We start from the raw sequence: 20744 nt of genomic DNA, 5'->3' as shown, positions 1-20744 counted from the left end.
CTGGCGGAGCGCCGGATGCCGCGCTCCGCCAAAACCTCCCCCCGGCGCGGCCCCCGAGCGGGTAATGATCGCACTCATGCGCATCGTCCTCGTGCTCGACCCGCCGGTCTACAAAACGAGCCCCACGGCCTGGTTGCGCGAGACCCTCGACGCAAAAGAGGTCTCCCTCGTCTCGTTGCCCGCGGTCGACCCGCTGACCCGCGCGCTGGCGCAGGCACTCGGCGCGCATCAGCCCGGTGATGACGGGTTCATCGTGCTCGCGCGCGCGGGCACGGGGCTGTGCGACGCCCGCGAGTGGGAAGAGCTGGGCCTGCACAAACGCGTGCGGCGCATCGAGCCCGTGGAAGATCCCGCCGTCGAAGGCGCCATCCGCGAGGGACGCGAGCACTTCGATCGCGGCGACTGGGAGCGCGCGCACCGCGCCTACTCCACCGCGGACTCACTGCTGGCGTGGGAGCACGGCCCGCGACGAGCCGAGGTGCTCGTGTGCTTGGCCAACATCGAAGCGGCGCGCGGCGCGACTCAGACAACGACCGCGCTGCTCGACCGCGCGCTGGCGATCTTTCCCGACCACCTGGCCGCGCTCAGGCAGCGCATCGATCTAGCGCGCAAGACCCACGACGCCGCGACCGCGGCCGCGCTGCGTCGCAGACTCTTGAACCAGGCAGCGAGCGATGCCGAGCGCGCGGACCTCTTGTCGTCCATCGCCGACGACTCGCTGACGGCGACCACGGAAGCGCTCGAACAAGCGCTCACGTTGCGCCCGAAAGATCCCCGGCTGCTCGAACGACTACAGGCGACCCTCGAGGCGGCGGGCCGCTGGCGCGAGGCGGTCGACGCGAAGGTCGCGCTGTCGGAGACCATCCCGAGTCCGCGCGATCGCGCGCGCTCCCTCACCGCGGCCGCCGGAATGTGTGCCCGGCGCACCAACGACGTGCCCCGCGCCGTCGCCCTCTACGAAGCCGCGATCGCCGACGATCCGGCAGCCCCCGGCGCGTTCGAGGCGATCGAGGCGGTGCTGCTCAAGAACGAGGACTTTCGCGGCATCGAACAGGCCTACGTGCGCCAGCTCGAGCGCCTCACCGAGCGGGGTGAGACAGCCGCCGCGACCGCGATGCTGGAGCGCCTCGCGACCCTGCGGTCGGAACGCCTGTACGACGTCCGCGGCGCCATCACCGCCCTCGATCAGCTGGTAGTGCTCGCTCCGAGCAACGTCGACGCACGCGCCCGCCTCGCCTCGTTCCTCGAACAGACCAACGAGCTCGAGCTCGCGGCCCGCTGCCTCGAGGCCGCGGCCGAGTGGGGCCCGGCACGGCCCGCCACGTTCCGCCACCTGCACCGCATCTGCAACGAGATCGGCGACATCGATCGCGCGTACTGCGCCTGCGCGGTGCTCGTTCACCTGGGCGAAGCCGACGTGGACGAGCAGACCGTGTACCGGCAGTTCGCACCGGAGACCACTCCCCGACCCAAGGCGCCCCTCGACGCCGCGACCTGGACGGAGCTCTACGCCCCCGAGCACGACGAGGTAGTCTCGGAGATCGTGCGCGCCATCGCACCGGCCGCGATCCGCATGCGAGTGGAGCAGCTGCGCGCTGCCAATCGCCTGGTCGAGCCCAACAAATCCGATCGGCTGGACGTCGAGAAGACCACCATCACTGCCGCGCGCACCGTGGGCTGGGCCTCGACCGTGCTCGGCATTCCCGTCCCGAGTGTCTACGCCAAGAATGACGATCTTCCAGGCGGGATCGCGCATCTGCCGTCCGCCGAGCCCGCGCTCTTGATCGGAAAATCACTGCTCACCGGGCGCTCGGTGCCGGAGCTCGCGTTTGCGATTGGACGCGAGCTCGCCTGCCAGCACCTCACCGGCCGCCTGGTCACGTTTCACCCGACCTTGCCCGAGCTGCGCTCGGTGCTGGTCGCCGCCGTCGCCCAGGTCATGCCGTCGAGCCTGCCGTCCGACGTGCTCCAGCTCCGCGATGGCCTGCAGCAGAAGCTGGACCCGGCGCACCGCGCCCAGCTCGGTCAGGCGGTCGAGAAGCTCAAGGCTCGGGACGGACGCCTCGATCTGAAGCCCTGGATCCGCGCCATCGAGCTCGCTTCGTGTCGAGCGGGGTTGCTCGTCTGCGGCGACATCACGGCCGCCGCGCGCATGCTGGCAGTCGATGGCCGGGTGGTCGGCGGGCTCACCGCCGCCGATCGCATCCGAGACCTCATCCCCTTCTCGGTCTCAGCGCGCTGCGCGCGGGTGCGCCGCTCCATCGGCATCGACGCGACCGTGGTCGGCTCGTATCACTGAGCCGCGCCGGCGAAAAACTCGAGGGCGGCGCGGGTCTTGGTCTCCTGCTGCTCACTCGTGTCGAAGCCGCGCGAGGTCAGGTAGTCGACCAGCGCCGTCAGCGTCGCGTCCGCTTTCGCGGGCGATGCGCGCAAGGAGACCTCGAGCAGCCGCGTCGAGTCTGGCAACTCCCAGAGCTCCATCGTGAGCTTCTGATCGAAGCCCGATGGGGTGACCTTCCACACCTTGGCGTCCACCGGACCCAGGAGCGATAGCCCCGGGAAGTCCACGACGACCGAGGCGTACCCGTCGATCAGCGCCTCTTGGTCACTCGAGAACAGCTTGTCGATGTCCCGCACCCCGTCCGCAACATCGCCGATCTCGCCCTCGTCCTGGATCACCGTCAACGAACACGACGAAACACTCTTGGTGACGGACCGATCCTCTTCGCACTTGAACCCCGAGAGCTCGAACCAGCTCGCGTCGACGTCCTCGGGGAGCATCGGGCGCAGCTTGACGGTCGAGTCGTCCGGCTCGCCGTGTTTGTCGCGCGCGCGCAGGATCAGCCCGCCCTCGAACAGCGAGAGCTCTGGTGTGTCGTAGAACCAGACGTCCCGCGTCGCGGCGACGCTGGTCTTCAATCCGAACTTCTTCTTGGCGCGGCTGATCTGCTCCGGGCGCAGCGTGACCTTCAGCTCGACCTCACCCTCGGTGCTGTCCGCCTTGCCGAGCGGGCCGTCGAAGCCGGGCTCAGCCACGCCCAGTGCGGCTTCGTCCTCGGTCTGCCCGCTGCAGCCCCAGGCCGAGAGGCCCAAGGAAATCCCGATAATTCCGGCCCAGAGCCTCATGGGGCGACAATGTAGGTTATTTCGGCACACAGGGGAAGAAGGAAAGCTTCTCCTCCGATATTCCGCCCCTGCGGAGGCTCAGTTCTTCGCACAGCTCACCTGATATGCGCTGCACGACCCGCAGGAGCAGCTCGTGCCCGTCGACGTCACGTGATACCCGGTCGGGCAGCTCGAGCCGCAAGCGGTGAAGCTGTTGCCGCTGTTGATGGCGCAGCCCGCTTGATACGCACTGCACGAGCCACACGAGCAGCTCGTTCCGAGCGATGTCACGTGATACCCGCTCGGGCAGCTCGAGCCGCAGGTGCTGAAGCTGTTGCCGCTGTTGATGGCGCAGCCCGCCTGATACGCACTGCACGACCCGCAAGAGCAGCTCGTTCCCAGCGAAGTCACGTGGTAGCCGCTCGGGCAACTCGAGCCGCAGGTGCTGAAGCTGTTGCCACAGTCCGGGGCGCAGCCCGCCTGATACGCGCTGCACGACCCACACGAGCAGCTGGTCCCCAATGAAGTGACGTGGAACCCGCTCGGGCAGCTCGACCCGCACTGGCTGAAGCTGGACTGCTGCGTGTGTTTCACCCCGCTCACGGGGTCACAGCTGTCGGTCGTACACGAGTTGCCGTCGTCGATGTTCACCGGCGTGTGAGAGATGGCGCCGGTGTTCGTGTCGCAGCTGTCGGTCGTGCAGGCGTCGTTGTCGGTGACGCTGACGGCCGTGTGCTTCACCCCGCTCACGGGATCACAGCTGTCGGTCGTACACGCGTTGTTGTCACTGACCGCGGGAGGTGTACCGGGTTTGCAGTTGCCGTTGCCATCGCAGGTCTCGACGCCGTCACACACCGTGCTGTTGCCGCAGCCGGTGCCGGAGCTGACGAACGTCTTGGTGCATTTGCCAGCGGTGCATGCCTCGCTGGTGCATGGGTTGCCATCGGCGCAGTCGGCGGCGGTCGCACAGTTCGTGCCGCCCCCGCTGCCGCCACCCGCTGGCGTGCCGCCGCCGCCCGCTGGCGTGCCGCCACTTCCGCCCCCCGCAACCGTGCCGCCGCTGCCCCCGCCCGCTGGTGTTCCGCCGTTGCCACCGCTCGGGCCCGTGCCCGCGGTGCCGCCGACGTTTCCCCCGCCATCCCCCGAATTTCCGCCGGTGACCCAGCCCCCGTCCCCCACCAGCCCACCGCTGCCGCCTCCGCTCTTGGCGTCGGCGCCGGCATCGGAATCGAGCAGCTCCTCGGCACCATCGAACGCCGCGCAACCGACCAACATCGGTAGGCACCAGAGCGCGCGTGCTAGAGGGCCCATCAACCCACTACTTTAGCCCAGTCTCCGCCCGAGCGCCTCTGATCCTGCCCCGCACTTCTTTCGGACTATGCTCGCCCGCATGTGGGTGCGGTTTCGGATCTCGGCGACGCTGCTCGGAGGCGCCCTCGCCCTCGCCTGCGGTTCACGCTCGGGTTTGCTCGATCCAGGCCTCGACGCGGGTCCAGGCGGCGGGGGTGACTCGAGTGGCGGCAGCCCGAGTGGCGGCACCTCGAGCGGCGGAAACCCCGGTGGCGGCGGTCCGAGCGGCGGTGGCCCGAGCGGCGGGAGCGGTGGTGTCGTGGTCGGTCCGTGCACCACCCTCACCGAGCACCCACCGGTCCTGACCCCGGACAACGTGCCTGCACCGGCGCTCGACGATGGCCTGCGACTCGTGCCCACGAGCCCCGACGCTCAGCAGCTCACCGCCGTGTGGGTGCGCAAGAACCCGGCGGGCAAGCTCACGCTGCGTCACGCGACACTCTCCCCCTGGAGTGCATGGCCCAGCGACGGTGTGCTTGGCTCCGTGCACAACTCCGGTGTGGGGACCGACTCGAGCTTCCAGCTCGCCCCCGCCGGCTCCGGGCGTTTCAGCGTGCTGGTGCGCAACGGAAATGGTCCCGTACTCCATCGCAACCTCGATGCTTTCGTCCCTGGCGTCGGCCCGCAGCCGGTCCCGCTGCCGGGGATCGATCCGATGTTCCTCGCGAGCCCCGATGGTGCCGGGTACCTCGCGGGCACCTTCGACGTTGGAGCGCTTGGCCAGCTCTTGCGCGCGACGCGGATCGACGCCGCGGGCAACACGAGCGAGCTCCCGACGCTTGGGTGCGCGAGCGGTCAGGCACCGCGTTCCAGCGCGGTTGCGTTCGGAGATCACTGGCTGGTAGGGCTGAGTCGCTCCGCCGGTGTCAGCGGCTGCAGTGCGACGCCGCCAGCTCCGCCGAGCTCCCTCGACGTGCTCGCGGTAGCCAAGGACGGCAGCATCACTCCGCTCACGACCTACTCGGATGGCAGCACGATCGTCGACGTACAGAGCGCGCAGCACCCGGCGGGACTCTACCTGGTCTGGTGGGCGTCCAGCTTCACCAAGAGCATCCAAGCGCTGCGGGTCAATGCCAACACAGGCGAGACCGTGGGCCCCTTCGAGCTCTTCCCTGGAGCGCTCACCCAGCAGTCGTTCGCCGTCGGCTCTCTCGGCACTCAGCTGATCGTGGCGCGCAGGAGCGCGTTCGACACCCTCACCGTCGACGTCTTCGACGAGTCGCTGACCTTCGTGTCGGAGGTCAGCATCGTCGCGAGTCAAAACATCGGTCCAAGCGCGGTCTTCGGCTCCCCGACCGGCGAGAGTCTCGTGGTCGGCTGGACCCAGAACGTGAACGGTGCCTTCCGAGTGCAGCTCACACGCATCGATTGCAGCCCGTGAAACCTGAAAAAGAACCCAAGATCTCCGATTCGTTGCATCACAAATCGTCACCCCCGCTGCATCGAGTGGTAGGCTGACCGCGAGCGCGCGGGCAGGCGCGCGCCGAAAGGCAAGGAGTCGAGCATGCGCTTAGGTCGAAGGGCACAGTCGCTGGTGTTGGTCGTGATGGTCGTTTCGATGGCGTTGCTGGCGTGCAAAAAGAAGTCGTCGTCCACCACCTCCGCGGGTCCATCGCTTGCCCCGGCGCCCGCCCCGACGCCCACCCTGGCGCCGCTGCCGGCCACTCCGACCAAAACCTTCGGTTTGAACGATGCGGCAGTGCTCGACGGCGTGACGCTGACCGTGGAAGAGTTCAAGGACTGCCGCCTCGACAACTTCTACAGTCGTCGCGCGGTGACCCGGAAGAAAGAGAAGCTGGTCGGCGCCAACGTCACCTTCGAAGGCAACGGCGACAAGGACCACAACATCTCGTACACGAACTTCAAGGTCGTCGACCCCGAGGGCATGACCTATCGCTCGACCTTCCGCTCGGGCTCCAACTGCAGCCCCACGCTGAACGCCGGGCGCGTGGCCAAGGGTGAAAAGACCAAGGGCTGGGTGATCTTCCAGGTCCCCGAGAAGGCGAAGGGCTTCAAGGTCGTCTTCAGCAACCGCCGCCCCTTCCGCATCGGCACACCCGCGGGCGAACAAGAGCAGAAGGTCGACATCAACCCGGGGGGCTGAGCGCCCGGGGCCACGCGAGGCTTCCCCGCGCGTCGGAGCCAGGGTTACGGCTTCGACTTCGGACACTCGGCGAGCGAAGGTGGCGGCGGAGGGTTGCCCGTGTGGGGGCAGATACACTCTCCGCTCGCCAGCAACGTCAGCTCTTCGTGGAGGCACGTGTCCCAGGCAGGGTCTTGCATCGAGTCCGGGCAGTCCACCACCAGGGGTTTGGACTGATCCATGCCGGGCGGCCCGATGGGAGTGCCCGGTGGCGGAGGAGTGCGGACGTAACAGTGCCCGTCGGCGCGCGCCAAGACGATGCGACCTTGGGCGTCGCTCGGATTCAGGCGTTTCGAGTTGGCGAAATCGATCCGCCCTTTTGTGTACTCCGTCTGGGGCACCGGGCTGCGCACGGTCCGCTTTTTTGAGGCTCGCGCTGGCTCCGTCGCGACGGTGGCCGTCGGTTCGGGCGCCGCCGTGGCCGTCGGCTCGGGCGGATTTCCGACCACGGGCCGCGAGTCCGGATCGGGCGTTGGTGGGTGGCGAGAGCAGCTCGCGACGAGCGTGGCAAACGTGATGACGAACGCCGGCCGCATGCGCGTGGACTGCATCGTGCTCATCGTAGCGAAGATCCGGCCGCCGGGCGCCTCGATTTCTCGATGCCTGTGCCGTTCACGGTCGAGTGAACAGGCGACGCTGTAGTAGGCTCGGAGCGAGCATGCGCGCCGTGTCCCTCAAAGTCCTGTTTGCGCTCCTGGCCGCGGGCTGCGGGGGCACGGGGCCCACTCCGGCGAGCCCCACGCCAGTTGCCTCCGCCGCGCCCGAGCACGCTGCCGCGCCGGTGGCCGCCGCCGAGCCCGAATCGCCGCCGATGGTGAGCGATGAACTGCGCGTGCTGCTGCCCAAGGAGGCGATGTCGGGCTTCGCGGGTGCGGCGTCAGCGACCTACTTCGAACCGACGCAGGCGGAGATCAAAAAGCTGGAAGCCGCGCTGCCGGCGATGATCCGGGCGGAGCTGAAGGGCCAAGCCGTGATTTCTCCGCCGCTCTGGGAGCGAGTCAACACGTACAAACGGCAGTACGTCCCCTTCGTCGAGGCGGGCGGCGCACGCTTCATCTGGGGCAACTTCATGTGCACCAACCCCGGGCGTCCCGGCAGTGACACATGGCGCAAGAAGGTCGTCCGCCCCGACCACGGCGGCGACTGTTTCTTCAGCGTCGAGTACTCGCCCGACACCGGCAAGTTCCGCAAGTTCGCCATCAGCGGCGACGAGTGATCCCCACACCTCTGCTCATCGACCCCTCGCCACGGAGCCCATTCGCGATGCAACACCGTTCGCAGCTCGTTCGCACCAATTTCATCATTGTGTCCTACTGGCTGGCAGTCGGCTGCGGTGGCGCGGCCGCGCCAGAGCCTGCTGCACCGGCTGCGACCGCTGCGCCCTCAGCGCCTGCCGCGCCGGCAGAGACCCCCGCACCGACGGCCGAGGCTCCGCCCAGCGCGGCAGCGGTGCCGCCGCCGGCCATGCCCACACAAGGCGAGCCGGCGAATCATTTCCTCGACGCCGAGACCTGGTTCACCTCCAACGCCGGTTACGACGCCAACCTCATCTACGCCGATCCGGCGAAACAGCTCACCCCGCCCGGGCAAGACGGCAACGCCAAGTTCTGGAGCTTCTTTTCCAAGAAAGAGACGACGAGCCAGCACTTTTGGAAGACCCGCGCCGCGAAGAAGGAGGAGCTGGCGGTCGGCCAACTGGCGCTCATGTTGAACAAGAAGAACGGCGAAGGGGTGTACGTCGCGCCGAGCTCCGTCAAAGAAGCCTACTCGTTGCGCTGGTGGATCACGCGCATCGTGAGCGTGCGCCCGCTCGCCGAAGGTTTCGTGCTGCTCGCGGGCAACTACCGCGCTGCGCCGGACGCCATCCGCGTGCTCGAGGGTGACACGTCACCGAGCATAGAGAAGCAGGGCAAAGAGGACGCGCACTTCCTCGCAGAGGAACACTGGTTCGCGGGACGCTCGGAGTTACCCAAGAAGAACCACGCGTACGTCGACCCTGCCGTGCCGGCCAAACCAGCGGCGCCCATGGAGGGCGGCGAAGGCCGCTTCGTGCTGACCACTTCGGGCAAGATCTTGCTCACTTCCCATGCCTGGCAAACCCGCATCGCAAAGCGAGCTGACCTGAAGAAGGGGCAGCTGGTGTTCGCGCCCGACATCAAGAGCGGCAACAAGTACCGCGCGCCGAAGTCGCGTGCGGAGTCACTGGCGGCGAGGTGGTTCGCCGTCCGAGTCGAGACCCTCGACAAGGACAGCGTGACCGTGGAAGGCAACTACCAAGTCGCTCCCGACGCCCTGCGCGTCGCCAAGTGAGCCAGGCACGAGGCTCACGAAGGGCACGGGACAACGAGCACGGAACCAGGGGGGCGACGATGAGCCGGCGCTCGGCTTGGCTGCGCCGGACAATGGCCCTCCACCAGCGTGGTGGGCACCACGATGGTGACAACCCCAATGTGGCAAAGCCCGCGAAGCTTCAGGCTCACGGGCCCGTTGCTACCGCGCTGCTACACGGCGCGGCACGCCTCGTAATGTCGAAGGAAGATGAGCGGGGCGGACGGGACTCGAACCCGCGGCCTCCGGCGTGACAGGCCGGCGTTATAACCAACTTAACTACCGCCCCGAAGCGGTAAGGCTGCGGTTAGTACCACAGGGGCCCGGGCGATCAACAGGAAAAATCCGGGGAAAGCGCGGGGGTTCGGGGGGGCGGCGATGACGACCCCGCTAGGAATGCGCAACCCCTTCCCGCCCCGACAAGCTACCCTTCCATCATTCGATGACCCGCCCCGCCATCGTCACCTCCCTACTCTGCCTGGCCCTCACGCTCGGCTGCGCTGGAAAGTCCAGCGACGACGGCTCCGCCGGCAGCGGAGGCTCGTCCACCGGCGGCAACGGTGGGACCTCCACCGGCGGCAGCGGCGGCAGCGGTGGCAGCGGCGGCAGCTCACTGTCCTGCGACGCGCTGAAGAAGCAGTACGCAACGGCCGTCGAGCAGGCCAAAGCCTGCAGCGCCATCATCAACTCGCTCCAGTGCACACTCTCGGTCGACACCGAGCTCGCCTGCCCCTGCACCACCTACGTCAACCCCGCGAACACCGCCGCCGTGCAGAAGCTCGAAGCTCTGAAGGCCGAGTGGGGCGCCAAACAGTGCGCCGAAGGCCGCGGCTGCCCCGCCATCGCCTGCATTCCACCCCAGGGCGGGGGCTGCCAAAGCAATGCTCCAGGCGCAGGCGGTGATGCCTGCATCGACTTCGGACCGGACTGAACTATGTCGAACTTCCGAACCCTGACCCTCTCTCTCTTCAGCTTGGCACTGACCGCCTCCCTCGGAGCTGCCTGCGGCCACGATGAGCTGCTCGGCGTCGTCGCAACCGGAGGCAGCACCGCAACCGGCGGAGTGGCCGGCGCCGCAACCGGCGGCAGCCCCGCAACCGGCGGCGTCGCGGGTGCCGCAAGCGGAGGCACCACCGCCAGCGGAGGCGTCAGCGGCACCGCGAACGACGCCAGCCCGGACGGCCTCGCAGGCTCAGCGGGCTCAGTCAACGACGCCTCCAGCGACGCGCTCGCGGACGCGAGCGACGCCGCCGCGGACTCCGGCGACGCCATGGCCGCCGTCGTTCCAGACTTCAAGCTCGTGGACGAGAACCCGAGCTCAGCGCTCTCGAAACAACAGGTCTCGCCCCGAGATTACCTCGGGCAGGTGTCCGCCTGGTACTTCGGACACTCCACTTGAGGCTATTGCAGTAGCCAGTTTGGCTACCTCGACTCGCTCCAGAAAGACCTCGGCTCCGTCACCACCAAGCAGAAGATCCAGATCCTGGGCGTGAACGGCATCGCGCTCGAGTCCGGCAACTCCACCATCACGGCCGGGCGCACCCTGCCCTGGCTGCAAGACACGCTGGCTGCGGACGTCTGGAACAAGTGGATGGTCGAGTACCGAGACGTCGTCGTGCTCGACAAGGAGAACCGACCCATCGCGGTCTACAACCTGACCGTCCACGATCTGGCCGATCCGAACAACTTCGCCGCCCTGAAATCCATCCTCGTCGACGCCGCCAACGCCAACTGAGACGCGCGCCCTCCAGGGCTTTGTCGCCAATCGGAACGGCCAGCGACGTTTGCTGGGGAAAACTCCCGCGCGCGGGACTAGCGTACGAGCCATGGAGATCGAATTCGTCGGCGCTGCCAAGACGGTCACGGGCTCGAAGCATCTGATCCGCACCAAGCACGCCACCGTGCTCCTGGACTGCGGGCTCTGGCAGGGCAAACGCCGAGAGTCGATCACGAAGAATCGCGAGCTCGGCCTCGACCCGGGCGCCGTGGACGCCGTCGTCCTCAGCCACGCCCACATCGATCACTCCGGCGCCCTGCCCTTGCTCGTGAAAAATGGCTTCGACGGCCCCATCTACGCCACCAGCGCCACGCGCGATCTGTGCGCCGCGATGCTGACGGACGCCGCGATGATCCAGCAGAGCGACGCCAAGTTCATCAACAAACTCATCGACCGCGGCGACAGCGACATGGAGAAGGTCGAGGCGCTCTACGACGAACGCGACGTGCTCGGAGTGCTCGAGAAGATGGTCACCATCCCGTACCACCGGCAGCTGAGCATCGCGGACGGCATGAAGCTCTCGTTCTTCGACGCCGGCCACGTGCTCGGCAGCGCCATCACCGTGCTCGACGTCGAGGAGGGGGGCAACACCAAGCGCCTGGTCTTCACCGGCGATCTCGGTCGCCGGCGTATGCCCATCCTGCGCGATCCGGAGATCCCCTCGGACATCGACATCCTGATCACCGAGAGCACCTACGGCGACCGCCTCCACAAACCCATCGAACAGATGGACGACGAGCTCGCCACCATCGTCAAGAAGGTCTACGAGCGCGGCGGCAAGGTCATCATCCCGTCGTTCGCGCTCGAGCGAGCCCAGGAGATCGTCTACGCCCTCAAGGGTCTGCGCGACGCGGGCCGCCTCCCGCAAATTCCCGTCTACGTCGACTCACCGCTGGCAGTGAAGATCACCGACGTCTTCAAGCTGCACCCCGAGTGCCTGGACCAGGAGGCGCTCGAGCTGCTCGACGGGCGCAACTCACCCTTCGAGTTCGACGGCCTGCGCTACATCTCCGACAGAGAAGACAGCAAGGCCCTCAGCGGCTCCAAGGATCCGGCCGTCATCATCAGCGCCAGCGGCATGTGTGAGGCCGGGCGCATCCTCCACCACCTCCGGGCCAGCGTCGGCGACGCGAAGAACGCCGTGCTCATCGTCGGTTACCAGGCGCCCCACACCCTCGGGCGGCGGCTCGTCGAACGCCGCACTGACGTGAAGATCTTCGGCACCATGCAGCCGGTTCACGCCGAAGTTCACGTGCTGAACGGTTTCTCCGCCCACGCCGACCAGCGTGATCTCGTGGACTACTCGCTGGAGGCGCGCAAACGCGGCTCGCTCGAGCAGGTGGTGTTGGTGCACGGCGATCCCACGCCCATGCGCGTGCTCTCGGATCTGCTGGGCGAAAAGGGCTTCCGCAAGGTGCACAGCCCCGACCCCGCCACCAAGCTCAGCGTCTGACGCTGTCGCTCCCGACCACGGACCCTCAGCGGCTCGACACGGAGCTCCGCGTGAGCAGCAGCGGCCGCAGCCAGAGCGGCCACGAAATGCCCAGCGCCCAGCCGGCCAGCACGTCGCTTGGGTAGTGGACCCCGAGGTAGATCCGCGACAGCCCGATCGCGCTCACGAACAGCGCACACAGGCTGACGACCGCCACTCGCTGGCGCGGAAAACGCAAGACCGCGACCACGGCCACCGCGCCGTAGATGGCGGCCCCGGCCATCGAGTGTCCACTCGGAAACGAAAACCCACCAGCGTCCGCCAGCCGCGAGAGGATCAGCGGGCGGGGGCGAGAGAAAGCCAGCTTGAGCAGCGAGTTGAGGGCCCCGGCGCCTGCCGCGGTGACTGCGACGTAGAGAGCAGGAGTCCGCTGCCCCACCGCCATCAGCCCGAGCGTCGCGACCAGCGCAACCGCGGTCAGCGTCGGGCCGTTGCCACAGAACGTCACCGCCCGCATCAACGCGGTCAGCGTCGGGCCTCGCACCCGGTCCATCAGGTGGATGATCGGCAGATCGAGCCAGTCCGTAGAGCCGGCGAGCACCGCGGCCGCGAGCGACGCAAACACGAACACCGCCGCCACGAGCACCAGCCAGCGCAGAAAGAGCACCGACGAGATCTGACCCGCCAGGATCCAGGGCCGCGAGGCCCGTGATGGGCGTGACGGCGGAGGCGGCGCCGAAGGCGCATCGGACTTCATGCGCGGTTCAGGGCGCGACAGCCACGCCGCTGCCCTCCACGATGCGCCAGCGTTTGTCGGCGCTCGCGCCGGTGATGGTCTCGGTCGTACCGTTCGGCCAGCGCACCTCGAGTTTGTCGATGCTGGCTCCCGCACCGAGGCCGAAGTGAACCCAGTGGGAGCCCGGATGCCGCGCCTGGGACTGGAGCTCACGGATGCGGGTGACCGCCCCGCTGGTCACGCTGACCCGCGCACCGATTGCAGAGCGGTTCGAGGTCGTGCCCCGCAAGTCGAGCTCCAGGAAGTGGGTGCCCGGCACGCCGCGGTTCTTCATCAAGAGCAAGCGCGGCCCCGGTCCCGGGCTGAGCAGCAGGAGGTCGAGATCCCCGTCCTCGTCCACATCGGCCCAGATCCCGGTCTGCGCCTGGTGCAGGTGGGTGTCCGCCTCGTAGGTGACGTCCGTGAAGTGTTTGTCGGGGAAATCGTTGCGATACAGCCGCGGATAGTGGCTCGGGTAGGTCGAAATGACGAGCAGGTCGAGATCCCCGTCGTTGTCGAAATCGGCAAACGAAGACTCGACGTCGCCCTCGTCGTAAGCGAGCCCGTACTCCCGACGCTGGTTCGCGAACACGTAGTTCGGCGCACCGCCGTTGACGAGCAGCATGCTCGGATCCGAGCCGGGCTGGACTCGGGGGTGGGAGATGTTGGGGACGTAGAGGTCCATGTCGCCGTCATTGTCGATGTCGCCCGCGTCGCTGCCGAAGCTGTGCCCGCCGGTGTAACCGAACATCGGCACGTCGTCGGCGGCGGCGTTGACGGTGACGGCTATTTCGTCGAACTTTCCGCCGCCGAGGTTCTTCCACAACAGGTTCTCGTTGAGCTGATAGTTCGAGACGTACACGTCGAGCAGCGAGTCGTTGTTCCAGTCGGTCCAGAGCACGCCGTACACCGGACGCCAGGGGGTGATGCTGATGCCGGCCTTGGTTGCGGCGTCGAGCATCTTCACGCCGGCCTGCCCTTCGTAATACCGGCTGGGCACGGTGGGTGAGTCCGGGTAGTGCACCAGCCAGTAGCCAGCGTAGAGATCGAGCAGCCCGTCGCCGTTGCCATCACCGAGGGCCGCGGCGCTCGACGGGCCCAGGATCTCGACGTCGGGGCTCGGGCTCCAGGTGAGCTTGCCGCTGCCGTCGTTGCTGAGCAGCTTCGGGACGAAGTCTTCGTCGGTCTTGCCGTCGCAGTCGTTGTCCCGCCCGTCGAGCAGCTCCGGCGCGCCGGGTTTGGTGTCGGCATGGGTGTCGTCGCAGTCGCCCGCCGCGATGCTGACGCCGTCCTTGTCGGCGTCGCTGGTGTCCGTGCCGTCGTCGGCCTTGCCGTCGCAGTCGTCGTCGTATCCGTTCGGGACCTCGGGTGCGCCGGGTTTCACCGCGGGATCGCCGTCGTTGCAGTCCTTGTCGACGCCAACGCCATCGCCGTCCCCATCGGTCTGAACGTACTGAGAGGCGAACGCATCGAGATCGCCGTCGTTGTCGAGATCACCAAACACGAAGAAGTTCGCCTTGGGGGTGTCCGGCGCAAAAACGCCGGGCAAGGTGCTGAACGCGCCCTTGCCGTCGCCGAGCTGCACGAGCGGCCCGGTGCTGGTGGTGAAAACGGCGTCGTCGTGCCCGTCGCCGTTCACGTCGGCCCAGGCGGCCCAGCCAGCGACGGTGTCACCGAAGGCCTTGTCGTCCCGGGCGAACCAGCGCTCCGCGTCGGTCCACTCACAGAAATGATCACCCTCGAGGCGCAGGCGGTAGTTTCCGTCGAAGCCGGTCGGAGGGTTGCCGGGCTGAGACGGGTCGAACACGAGCGAGCGGCTCATGTCGCCCGTCGCAACCTTCTCCACGGCGAGCCGCGGCTCGATGCCGATGTGCTCGTAGACCAGCATGACGGGCTCGGTGGGAATGAGCAGGGTCTCGGGGATCGGCACGTCGAGCCAGGTGTCTTTGCCCGAGCTCGTCACGTCGAGCTCGATGGGCGGGACGAGGTCGATCAGGTCCGAGTAGTCTGGCCAGTCGCTCTGGGCGAACGAGGCGGGGTAGCTGTGACCGAACGTGCGCATCAAGCGCAGGCGCACCTTGCCGCTGCCCTTGCCGAAGCCGACCCTGATGTTCTTGGCCGCGAACGGGTGCTCCGGGATTATCTTCGTGGCTTCTTGTATGCCCTCGCCGAAATCGGCGGTCAGCACTCCCACGTACTCACCGGAGGACGCACCGAGGGTCGCGGCGCTGAAGGTGTCACGCCACGATTTTCCCACGCAGTACCGAGCGAAGGAGTTCGGCAGGTCCTGCCCCGCCTCGCTGGCGTCGGCGGCATCGGCGCCGTCGTTGCCCGCATCACTCACGTCGGCGCCGGCGTCCGCGCCCGCGTCCTGTTTCTTCTTCCCGCCCCCGCCGCCGTCATCCGAGCCACAACGCGAGAGCAGGAGGAGGATCGGCACCAGACTGAGGACGGACCATGCGCGCATGACCCGACATTCTACACCGGCTTGCCCTGACGAGATTTACCCGCTACGAAGCCGATGACCCCGGGGCGGGTAGCTCAGCGGTAGAGCGCTGGCCTTACAAGCCGGATGTCGCAGGTTCAAGCCCTGTCCCGCCCACCGGAAATCATGCTGGTTTCGATTTCGCTGATCGACGTTCGGACACGACCTCCGTCCGATCCCCGATCCGGATGCGCGGCAGCGCACGTTCGGGGCCACCGGCGAGGCCGACGGATGCCTCCTGACGCTCGACTCGAGGCCAGAGGCTCGCACCACTGATACCGGCGCGCTGCGCCGATCCGCCTCGCCGAGTCCTCTGCCGAGCTCGATCACGCTCGCCAAGCCCAAGAAGATGAACGACGCCGAAAGCGCCAATCCTCGAGCCACGCAACGCTTGTCATGCTAAGTATCCGGGAGCCGAGGCTCCCCCCAATGCCGCGCACCCTCCCCGCTTCCCGTGCCGTGAACGACGGCCAGCGTGCGCCGCCCGCACCCGCGCGCTAGCTTCGCACGATCGCTTTGGTCGGGCTGGCCGCGCGCTCTTTTGGAGGTCACTCCCGGTCCAGCACATCGGCCATGGATGCCAACAAGCTCTCGAGTGCGTCGAGGTCGCTCTCGAGCATTGGACGGCTCGCTGTCAGCGCTCGCACGATTTCGCCGACCCGCGTAGGGTCGAGATCGGAACCGTACGCATGGCGAAGGAAGTGCCGGAATCCGAGCAACGTGTCGCAGGCGTCGTGGGACTGGCGGCTCAAGATCGGTGGGCGCAGTTTGTGGATCGCCAGCACAGTCCCATCGAGGAGCCTCCGGTGCCAATCCGCTCCCGACGGGGTCGTGCCCTCCAATGTCCGCGTGGCCCGTTCGAGGACGGACTCGAACGCCGTGTACGCGCGTTCGAGCGCGAGCGCCGCGGTGGCTGCCTGTTCCGCGGTCAACGGGGATGCGCGTTGGTCGTAGGCCAGCGCCTCCTGTACGCGCTTTGTCCACGCGGCTCGATCCGCCTGGATCTCCGCCAGCGTGCGTCGCAGGCGCGCAGCAGATGTTTCGTTGGCGTTCACGCCAGCCGGATCCCCTCGGCGCGGACGCGGTCGTTCAGCAACGGCGGCGCGTCCTCGCTGCGCAGCACGTCGACGCGCGTGCCGGTCAAGCGTCGCTCGATCACCCGGACCGCCTCCGGCCAGCTCGCCGGCGAAACGCCCTCGACGAGCAGATCGACGTCGGAGTCTGGATGGGGTTCGCCCCATGCGAGCGAGCCGAAGAGCCATACGCTCGTGGCGCCGAGGTGCCGGAGTTCCGTCGCCGCGTCACGCGCTCTGTGCCGGAGCTCATCCGCGCGCCGCGCTGTCTCCTCGAGCTCGTGGGTCACGCGAGCCAAGAACGTCGCCGCGCACGTGGCGACATCCGTTTGCGGCTCGACGGCTGGCATGAATTTCATTCTACGACAGCTGCCAGAGGGCGACAATCTTGCCAAGAATGAGGATTTCCGCGCCATCGAGCAGGCCTACGTGCGTCAGCTGGAACGCCTGACCGAGCGCGGTGAGACCGCCGCCGCTACAGCGATGCTGGAGCGACCAGCGCGACGACTTCTTGCCCTGTCCCGCCCACCGAAATACGACCGCGACGTATCACTTCAGCGTGGCGTCCAGGGCGGGGCCCCGCCGCTCGTCACTGCACCTGAAACACCACCGGGATCACGTACGTCGCCTTGCCACCGAGTGGGGGCTCGAGCTCGATGGCCTTGACGTGCGCCGTCATGCACTTGACCACGCTCGGCGGAAGGTTTCCGGTCGGCTTTGCGTCCACCCCCGTCACCTCACCCTTCGCTCCGATCTCGACCGTCATCACCACCTTGCCCTCGGCCTTCGGGTCCTTCGCCAGCGCGTCGTTGTAACAGCGCCGAAAGCGGGCGTTCAGCATCGCCAGCTTGCCCGGCAGGCGCGCAGGGGCAGCCGTGGCAGGCAGCGCCGCGACCGCCGGGAGCTTGTCCCCCACCCGGATCAAGAACAGCCCCTGCTTCACGATGCGCGCCGCTTGCCCCGCGTCGCTCACCTTGAGCATGTGATTCGGCTCCTCCAGCTCCACACGGAAGCGCTTCCAACCCGTGCCATCCGGGCCAAGCACGACATCACCCGGCTGAAGCGTCGAGCCAGCCGTGACCACCCGCGCGAGCAGCATGCCCCGCGCCACCGTCTTGGGTTCACCGGCGAACTTCTCGAACGTGCCGTCGTAGGCGGAGCCGTGTTCGTAGCTCACTGCCTCACCCACACTCGTGACCCTGCCCTCTTCGAGCATCGCGCCGTCGCGACGGGTGATCAGATCCCCGACCTCGAGCGGCGCCGCCGCCGGCAACGGCGCTTGCACGATGAGCCCCGGACCCGCCCGCTGCACAACGAACACCTCGGCGACCGTCACGACGCTCTCCGTCTCGGTCTCACCCAGCGCGCGCAGACGCACACGCTCACCGGGCTCCGGCCCGAGGACCTCCGCGCGCACCCAGCCGCCAGCACCGCGAACGAGGGCAATGCTCCCGGGATCTGCGCTCCGATAACTCTCGCTCCCGAGCAGCTCTCGACTCACCGGAGCCGGCGCGGTGCCGTTGCAGGGTACACCGAGCACACGGCCATCGGCCTCCACGCCGAGCACCGTGAAGCTGCAGCTCTGCGACGAGCGCGCCGTCACGACCGACATCTCGAGCTGATCCCCGATCACCACCGGCGCGTCCTGGGGCAGACGCCGTTCGGCCGCACTCCGCGCCGGGCTGCGGCTGACCAGGAGCGCCGCGCCGACTCCCACGCTCATCAGCACCACCAGGAGCGCCGCGCCGAGGACCAACGGCGCCCGCGACACAGGTCGCACCTGCCTTGGTGTCACCCCGCCTTGCGCTTCGACCCGGTCCGGCGCGACCCAGAGATGCGCCTGAGCGCAGTGCCCGCAGCGCACGACAGCGCCCAAGATCGAGTCACCGGGATCGAGCGGAGCCCCGCAACGCACACAATTCAGGGCATGAAGGCCGGGTTGCACGGCGCCAAGATAGAGCCATCTCGCCCGCGTCGCCTAGCCGCCAGGCCGAAACACCCGCACGCCGGAGGCCATTGAAGCTGGAACGGGCGACAATTGAAGGCTAGAACGCTGCTCGAGCGTCATGAGCCCCGCCGACATCGAGCTGTCCGTCATCGCCCCGTGTCTGAACGAAGAGCTGAACGTACCCGAGCTCACGGCGCGGATCCTTGGTGTCTTCGAGATGGGAGGCTTCGTCGGCGAGCTGGTCCTGGTCGACGACGGCTCGACCGACACGACCGCGCAGGTGATCCGCGCCATGATGGAGGCGCATCCCGGCCAAGTGCAGGGGGTCTTCCACTCACAAAACCGCGGCATGGCCGCCGGCTGGAAGAGTGGCGCGGCGGCAGCGAAAGGCCGGCTCGTCGCCACCATCGACGCCGATCTGCAGTACCAGCCGGAAGATCTCCTGCGCCTGCGGCGCGCGCTCTACGAACACTCGGTCGACGTGGTGCAGGGCTGGCGCAGCTGGGTCGGGCGACAGAAGGACAAGCGCTACCACATCAGCCGCGCCTTCAACCTGATGCTGAACTCTGCCTTCGGCATGCAGCTCGAGGACAACAAGAGCGGCTTCGTGATGTGCGCCCGGGAGGTGTTTCAGGATCTGCTCACCTACGAAGGCAAATACTTCTACTGGCAGTCCTTCATCATGGTGGCGGCCCACGCCAAGGGCTACAGCTACAAGGAGATCGAGACGCTCTTCGAACAGCGCAAGGCCGGCGAGAGTTTCCTGGACAAGAAGGCCGCCCAAGCCAGCGTCAAGAGCATCTACGATCTGGGCAAGGCGCTGTGGGAGTACCGCACCAGCGGCCCGCCCGATGTCGCGCACCAGTTCCTGCGCCGCCACCCGGTCGTGGATCGCACGACTCCGCGTGATCCGCTGCGCACACTGCAGTGGCGGGTCTACATGGGCGCCTTCAACCAGACCCACTGGATGATCACGCGCTCGGTCGAGCACTACTACGAGACGCTGCGCAAGACCCAGTGGCTCTCGCCCGGCGCCACGCGCGAGCTACAGGACGAAAAACTCCGCCGGCTCGTGCGCCACGCCTACCGCAACGTGCCCTATTACCGCGCCAAGATGCAGGAGGCCGGGCTCCACCCCGCCGACGTCCGAGGCCAGGAAGATCTGGCGAAGCTGCCGCTGCTCAGCAAGGCGGACATTCGCAAGCACCTGTGCTTCGACATCATGAGCGAGAACCACGACAAGAGTCAGATTTTACGCATCTCGACCAGCGGCTCCACCGGCGAGCCCTTCGTGTGTTACGCGGATCGCGCGCAGCTCGAGTTTCGCTGGGCCGCGACCCTGCGGGCGCAGGAGTGGACCGGCTATCAGTTCGGTGATCCGACCGTGCGCCTCTGGCACCAGACCATCGGCATGAGCGGCGCGCAGGCCGCAAAGGAGCGCGCCGACGCCATCTTGAGCAATCGCACCTTCATCCCGGTGTTCGAGATGACGGACGACAACCTGCGGCGCACGCTCGAGCTCATCGCGTCTCACGGCCCCACCCTGCTCGACGGCTACGCCGAAGCCCTCGACTTCATCGCCCACTACGTCAAGACCGCCGGCAACCCCGGCGTGCGGCCCCTGGCCATCATGTCCAGCGCCCAGACCCTGCCCGAGCCCAGCCGCAAGCTGATCGAAGAGGCATTCGGGTGTCGGGTGTTCGACAAATACGGCAGCCGCGAGTTCTCCGGCGTTGCGTACGAGTGCGACGCCCACGCGGGTCACCACGTCGTCGCCGAGGGGTACATCGTCGAGATTTTGCGCGACGGCGTGCCGGTGAAACCCGGCGAGATCGGCGAGGTCGTGATCACCGATCTCAACAACTACTGCATGCCGTTCATTCGTTATCGCATTGGCGACCTGGCCGAGGCCATGAGCGACACCCTCTGCGCCTGTGGGCGCGGCGCAGCGCGCATCGGTTCGATTCAGGGCCGGGTGCAGTCCATCATCCAGGGAGCCGACGGCCAGTACGTGCCGGGCACCTTTTTCGCTCACTATCTGAAGGAGCTCGACCACGCCATCAAGCGCTTCCAGGTCGTGCAGGAGCGCGCGGGCCACATCACCTTCCGCGTGGTGAAGGGCGGGCGTTTCTCCGACGACGTGCTCGAGCAGGTTCGGGCCGAGTTCCGCAAGTACCTGGGGCAACGTCTGGAGATCGACGTCGAGTTCGTGGACGACATCGCGTTGATCCGCACCGGCAAACACCTGGCCGCCATCTCCCGCATCCCCGTCGACTTCCAGTCCGCGGGACCGGTGGTGATGCGCCCGGGCGCCAACGGCAACTGAGA

General features: G+C 67.5%; 18 protein-coding genes and 2 tRNA genes. 11 read left to right on the top strand and 9 right to left on the bottom strand.

The annotated features are described in order from the left end of the window. Positions 1–76 precede the first annotated feature (76 nt). Positions 77–2299: a hypothetical protein gene (locus IPI67_17650; GenBank protein ID MBK7582017.1), complete on the top strand. Its 2223-nt coding sequence runs from the start codon at positions 77–79 to the stop codon at positions 2297–2299. Here IPI67_17650 and IPI67_17645 read toward each other — a convergent pair. Both IPI67_17645 and IPI67_17640 read right to left on the bottom strand, forming a co-directional pair. After that, on the bottom strand, positions 2293–3126 hold the full coding sequence (locus IPI67_17645; GenBank protein MBK7582016.1) for a hypothetical protein: 834 nt from the start codon (positions 3124–3126) through the stop codon (positions 2293–2295). The genes IPI67_17650 and IPI67_17645 overlap by 7 nt on opposite strands. Before the next feature lie 78 nt (positions 3127–3204). After that, positions 3205–4416, bottom strand: a complete 1212-nt coding sequence (locus IPI67_17640) for a hypothetical protein (GenBank protein MBK7582015.1) — start codon at positions 4414–4416, stop codon at positions 3205–3207. Positions 4417–4495: 79 nt separating this feature from the next. Between IPI67_17640 and IPI67_17635 the strand changes: the two genes are divergently transcribed. Together IPI67_17635 and IPI67_17630 are read left to right on the top strand one after the other, a co-directional pair. Beyond that, on the top strand, positions 4496–5836 hold the full coding sequence (locus tag IPI67_17635) for a hypothetical protein (protein ID MBK7582014.1): 1341 nt from the start codon (positions 4496–4498) through the stop codon (positions 5834–5836). A 123-nt stretch (positions 5837–5959) separates the two neighbouring features. Beyond that, the gene (locus IPI67_17630; protein MBK7582013.1) at positions 5960–6559 is read left to right on the top strand and encodes a DUF4352 domain-containing protein; all 600 of its coding nucleotides are present in this window, start codon (positions 5960–5962) and stop codon (positions 6557–6559) included. Positions 6560–6603: 44 nt separating this feature from the next. Here IPI67_17630 and IPI67_17625 read toward each other — a convergent pair whose 3' ends face one another. Continuing rightward, entirely contained in the window at positions 6604–7149 is a 546-nt protein-coding gene (locus IPI67_17625; GenBank protein MBK7582012.1) for a hypothetical protein, read from the bottom strand. 116 nt (positions 7150–7265) lie between these two features. Between IPI67_17625 and IPI67_17620 the strand changes: the two genes are divergently transcribed. After that, entirely contained in the window at positions 7266–7814 is a 549-nt protein-coding gene (locus IPI67_17620) for a hypothetical protein (protein ID MBK7582011.1), read from the top strand. A gap of 47 nt (positions 7815–7861) precedes the next feature. Then, positions 7862–8908, top strand: coding sequence for a hypothetical protein (locus IPI67_17615; protein ID MBK7582010.1), 1047 nt, complete (start codon positions 7862–7864; stop codon positions 8906–8908). Between the two features lie 233 nt (positions 8909–9141). Here the strand turns inward: IPI67_17615 and IPI67_17610 are convergent. Further along, positions 9142–9215: transfer RNA gene (locus tag IPI67_17610), tRNA-Asp, on the bottom strand. A gap of 153 nt (positions 9216–9368) precedes the next feature. Here IPI67_17610 and IPI67_17605 point away from each other — a divergent pair. From IPI67_17605 to IPI67_17590, 4 genes are all read left to right on the top strand, one after another. Continuing rightward, a complete protein-coding gene (locus IPI67_17605) occupies positions 9369–9857 on the top strand; it encodes a hypothetical protein (protein ID MBK7582009.1) in 489 nt (162 codons plus the stop codon). A 3-nt stretch (positions 9858–9860) separates the two neighbouring features. Then, positions 9861–10325, top strand: coding sequence for a hypothetical protein (locus tag IPI67_17600; GenBank protein MBK7582008.1), 465 nt, complete (start codon positions 9861–9863; stop codon positions 10323–10325). 90 nt (positions 10326–10415) lie between these two features. After that, the gene (locus IPI67_17595) at positions 10416–10661 is read left to right on the top strand and encodes a hypothetical protein (protein ID MBK7582007.1); all 246 of its coding nucleotides are present in this window, start codon (positions 10416–10418) and stop codon (positions 10659–10661) included. Positions 10662–10752: 91 nt separating this feature from the next. Further along, the gene (locus IPI67_17590) at positions 10753–12156 is read left to right on the top strand and encodes an MBL fold metallo-hydrolase (protein MBK7582006.1); all 1404 of its coding nucleotides are present in this window, start codon (positions 10753–10755) and stop codon (positions 12154–12156) included. Positions 12157–12181: 25 nt separating this feature from the next. On the opposite strand, the gene IPI67_17585 is transcribed toward IPI67_17590, so the two are convergent. After that, complete coding sequence (locus tag IPI67_17585; GenBank protein ID MBK7582005.1) at positions 12182–12892, bottom strand: phosphatase PAP2 family protein; 711 nt, start codon at positions 12890–12892, stop codon at positions 12182–12184. 7 nt (positions 12893–12899) lie between these two features. Next, complete coding sequence (locus tag IPI67_17580) at positions 12900–15377, bottom strand: VCBS repeat-containing protein (GenBank protein ID MBK7582004.1); 2478 nt, start codon at positions 15375–15377, stop codon at positions 12900–12902. Between the two features lie 63 nt (positions 15378–15440). Here IPI67_17580 and IPI67_17575 point away from each other — a divergent pair. Beyond that, a tRNA-Val gene (locus IPI67_17575) sits at positions 15441–15512 on the top strand. Between the two features lie 431 nt (positions 15513–15943). Here the strand turns inward: IPI67_17575 and IPI67_17570 are convergent. The 3 genes from IPI67_17570 to IPI67_17560 all read right to left on the bottom strand — a co-directional run bounded on the left by IPI67_17570 (position 15944) and on the right by IPI67_17560 (position 18413). After that, positions 15944–16450, bottom strand: coding sequence for a hypothetical protein (locus IPI67_17570; GenBank protein ID MBK7582003.1), 507 nt, complete (start codon positions 16448–16450; stop codon positions 15944–15946). Further along, on the bottom strand, positions 16447–16818 hold the full coding sequence (locus tag IPI67_17565; GenBank protein MBK7582002.1) for a nucleotidyltransferase domain-containing protein: 372 nt from the start codon (positions 16816–16818) through the stop codon (positions 16447–16449). Before IPI67_17565 ends, IPI67_17570 begins: the two co-directional genes overlap by 4 nt. 239 nt (positions 16819–17057) lie before the next feature. Beyond that, entirely contained in the window at positions 17058–18413 is a 1356-nt protein-coding gene (locus IPI67_17560; protein ID MBK7582001.1) for an AgmX/PglI C-terminal domain-containing protein, read from the bottom strand. Between the two features lie 121 nt (positions 18414–18534). Here IPI67_17560 and IPI67_17555 point away from each other — a divergent pair, with 121 nt between their 5' ends. Next, complete coding sequence (locus IPI67_17555; GenBank protein ID MBK7582000.1) at positions 18535–20742, top strand: glycosyltransferase; 2208 nt, start codon at positions 18535–18537, stop codon at positions 20740–20742. Positions 20743–20744 lie beyond the last annotated feature (2 nt).

The sequence above is a fragment of the Myxococcales bacterium genome, assembly GCA_016706225.1.
Taxonomy (GTDB): Bacteria; Myxococcota_A; Polyangia; order Polyangiales; family Polyangiaceae; genus JADJKB01.
The sequence above is the reverse complement of the archived record's forward strand: the minus strand, read 5'-3'. Positions and strand labels throughout refer to the sequence as shown.

What these genes read in the sequence shown, in the direction of transcription:
- IPI67_17585 (MBK7582005.1), bottom strand. Translation starts at nt 12,892, where the DNA reads ATGAAGTCCGATGCGCCTTCGGCGCCGCCTCCGCCGTCACGCCCATCA.
- IPI67_17600 (MBK7582008.1), top strand. Translation starts at nt 9,861, where the DNA reads ATGTCGAACTTCCGAACCCTGACCCTCTCTCTCTTCAGCTTGGCACTG.
- IPI67_17645 (MBK7582016.1), bottom strand. Translation starts at nt 3,126, where the DNA reads ATGAGGCTCTGGGCCGGAATTATCGGGATTTCCTTGGGCCTCTCGGCC.
- IPI67_17555 (MBK7582000.1), top strand. Translation starts at nt 18,535, where the DNA reads ATGAGCCCCGCCGACATCGAGCTGTCCGTCATCGCCCCGTGTCTGAAC.
- IPI67_17635 (MBK7582014.1), top strand. Translation starts at nt 4,496, where the DNA reads ATGTGGGTGCGGTTTCGGATCTCGGCGACGCTGCTCGGAGGCGCCCTC.
- IPI67_17615 (MBK7582010.1), top strand. Translation starts at nt 7,862, where the DNA reads ATGCAACACCGTTCGCAGCTCGTTCGCACCAATTTCATCATTGTGTCC.
- IPI67_17605 (MBK7582009.1), top strand. Translation starts at nt 9,369, where the DNA reads ATGACCCGCCCCGCCATCGTCACCTCCCTACTCTGCCTGGCCCTCACG.
- IPI67_17640 (MBK7582015.1), bottom strand. Translation starts at nt 4,416, where the DNA reads ATGGGCCCTCTAGCACGCGCGCTCTGGTGCCTACCGATGTTGGTCGGT.
- IPI67_17650 (MBK7582017.1), top strand. Translation starts at nt 77, where the DNA reads ATGCGCATCGTCCTCGTGCTCGACCCGCCGGTCTACAAAACGAGCCCC.
- IPI67_17580 (MBK7582004.1), bottom strand. Translation starts at nt 15,377, where the DNA reads ATGCGCGCATGGTCCGTCCTCAGTCTGGTGCCGATCCTCCTCCTGCTC.
- IPI67_17625 (MBK7582012.1), bottom strand. Translation starts at nt 7,149, where the DNA reads ATGCAGTCCACGCGCATGCGGCCGGCGTTCGTCATCACGTTTGCCACG.
- IPI67_17565 (MBK7582002.1), bottom strand. Translation starts at nt 16,818, where the DNA reads ATGCCAGCCGTCGAGCCGCAAACGGATGTCGCCACGTGCGCGGCGACG.
- IPI67_17630 (MBK7582013.1), top strand. Translation starts at nt 5,960, where the DNA reads ATGCGCTTAGGTCGAAGGGCACAGTCGCTGGTGTTGGTCGTGATGGTC.
- IPI67_17590 (MBK7582006.1), top strand. Translation starts at nt 10,753, where the DNA reads ATGGAGATCGAATTCGTCGGCGCTGCCAAGACGGTCACGGGCTCGAAG.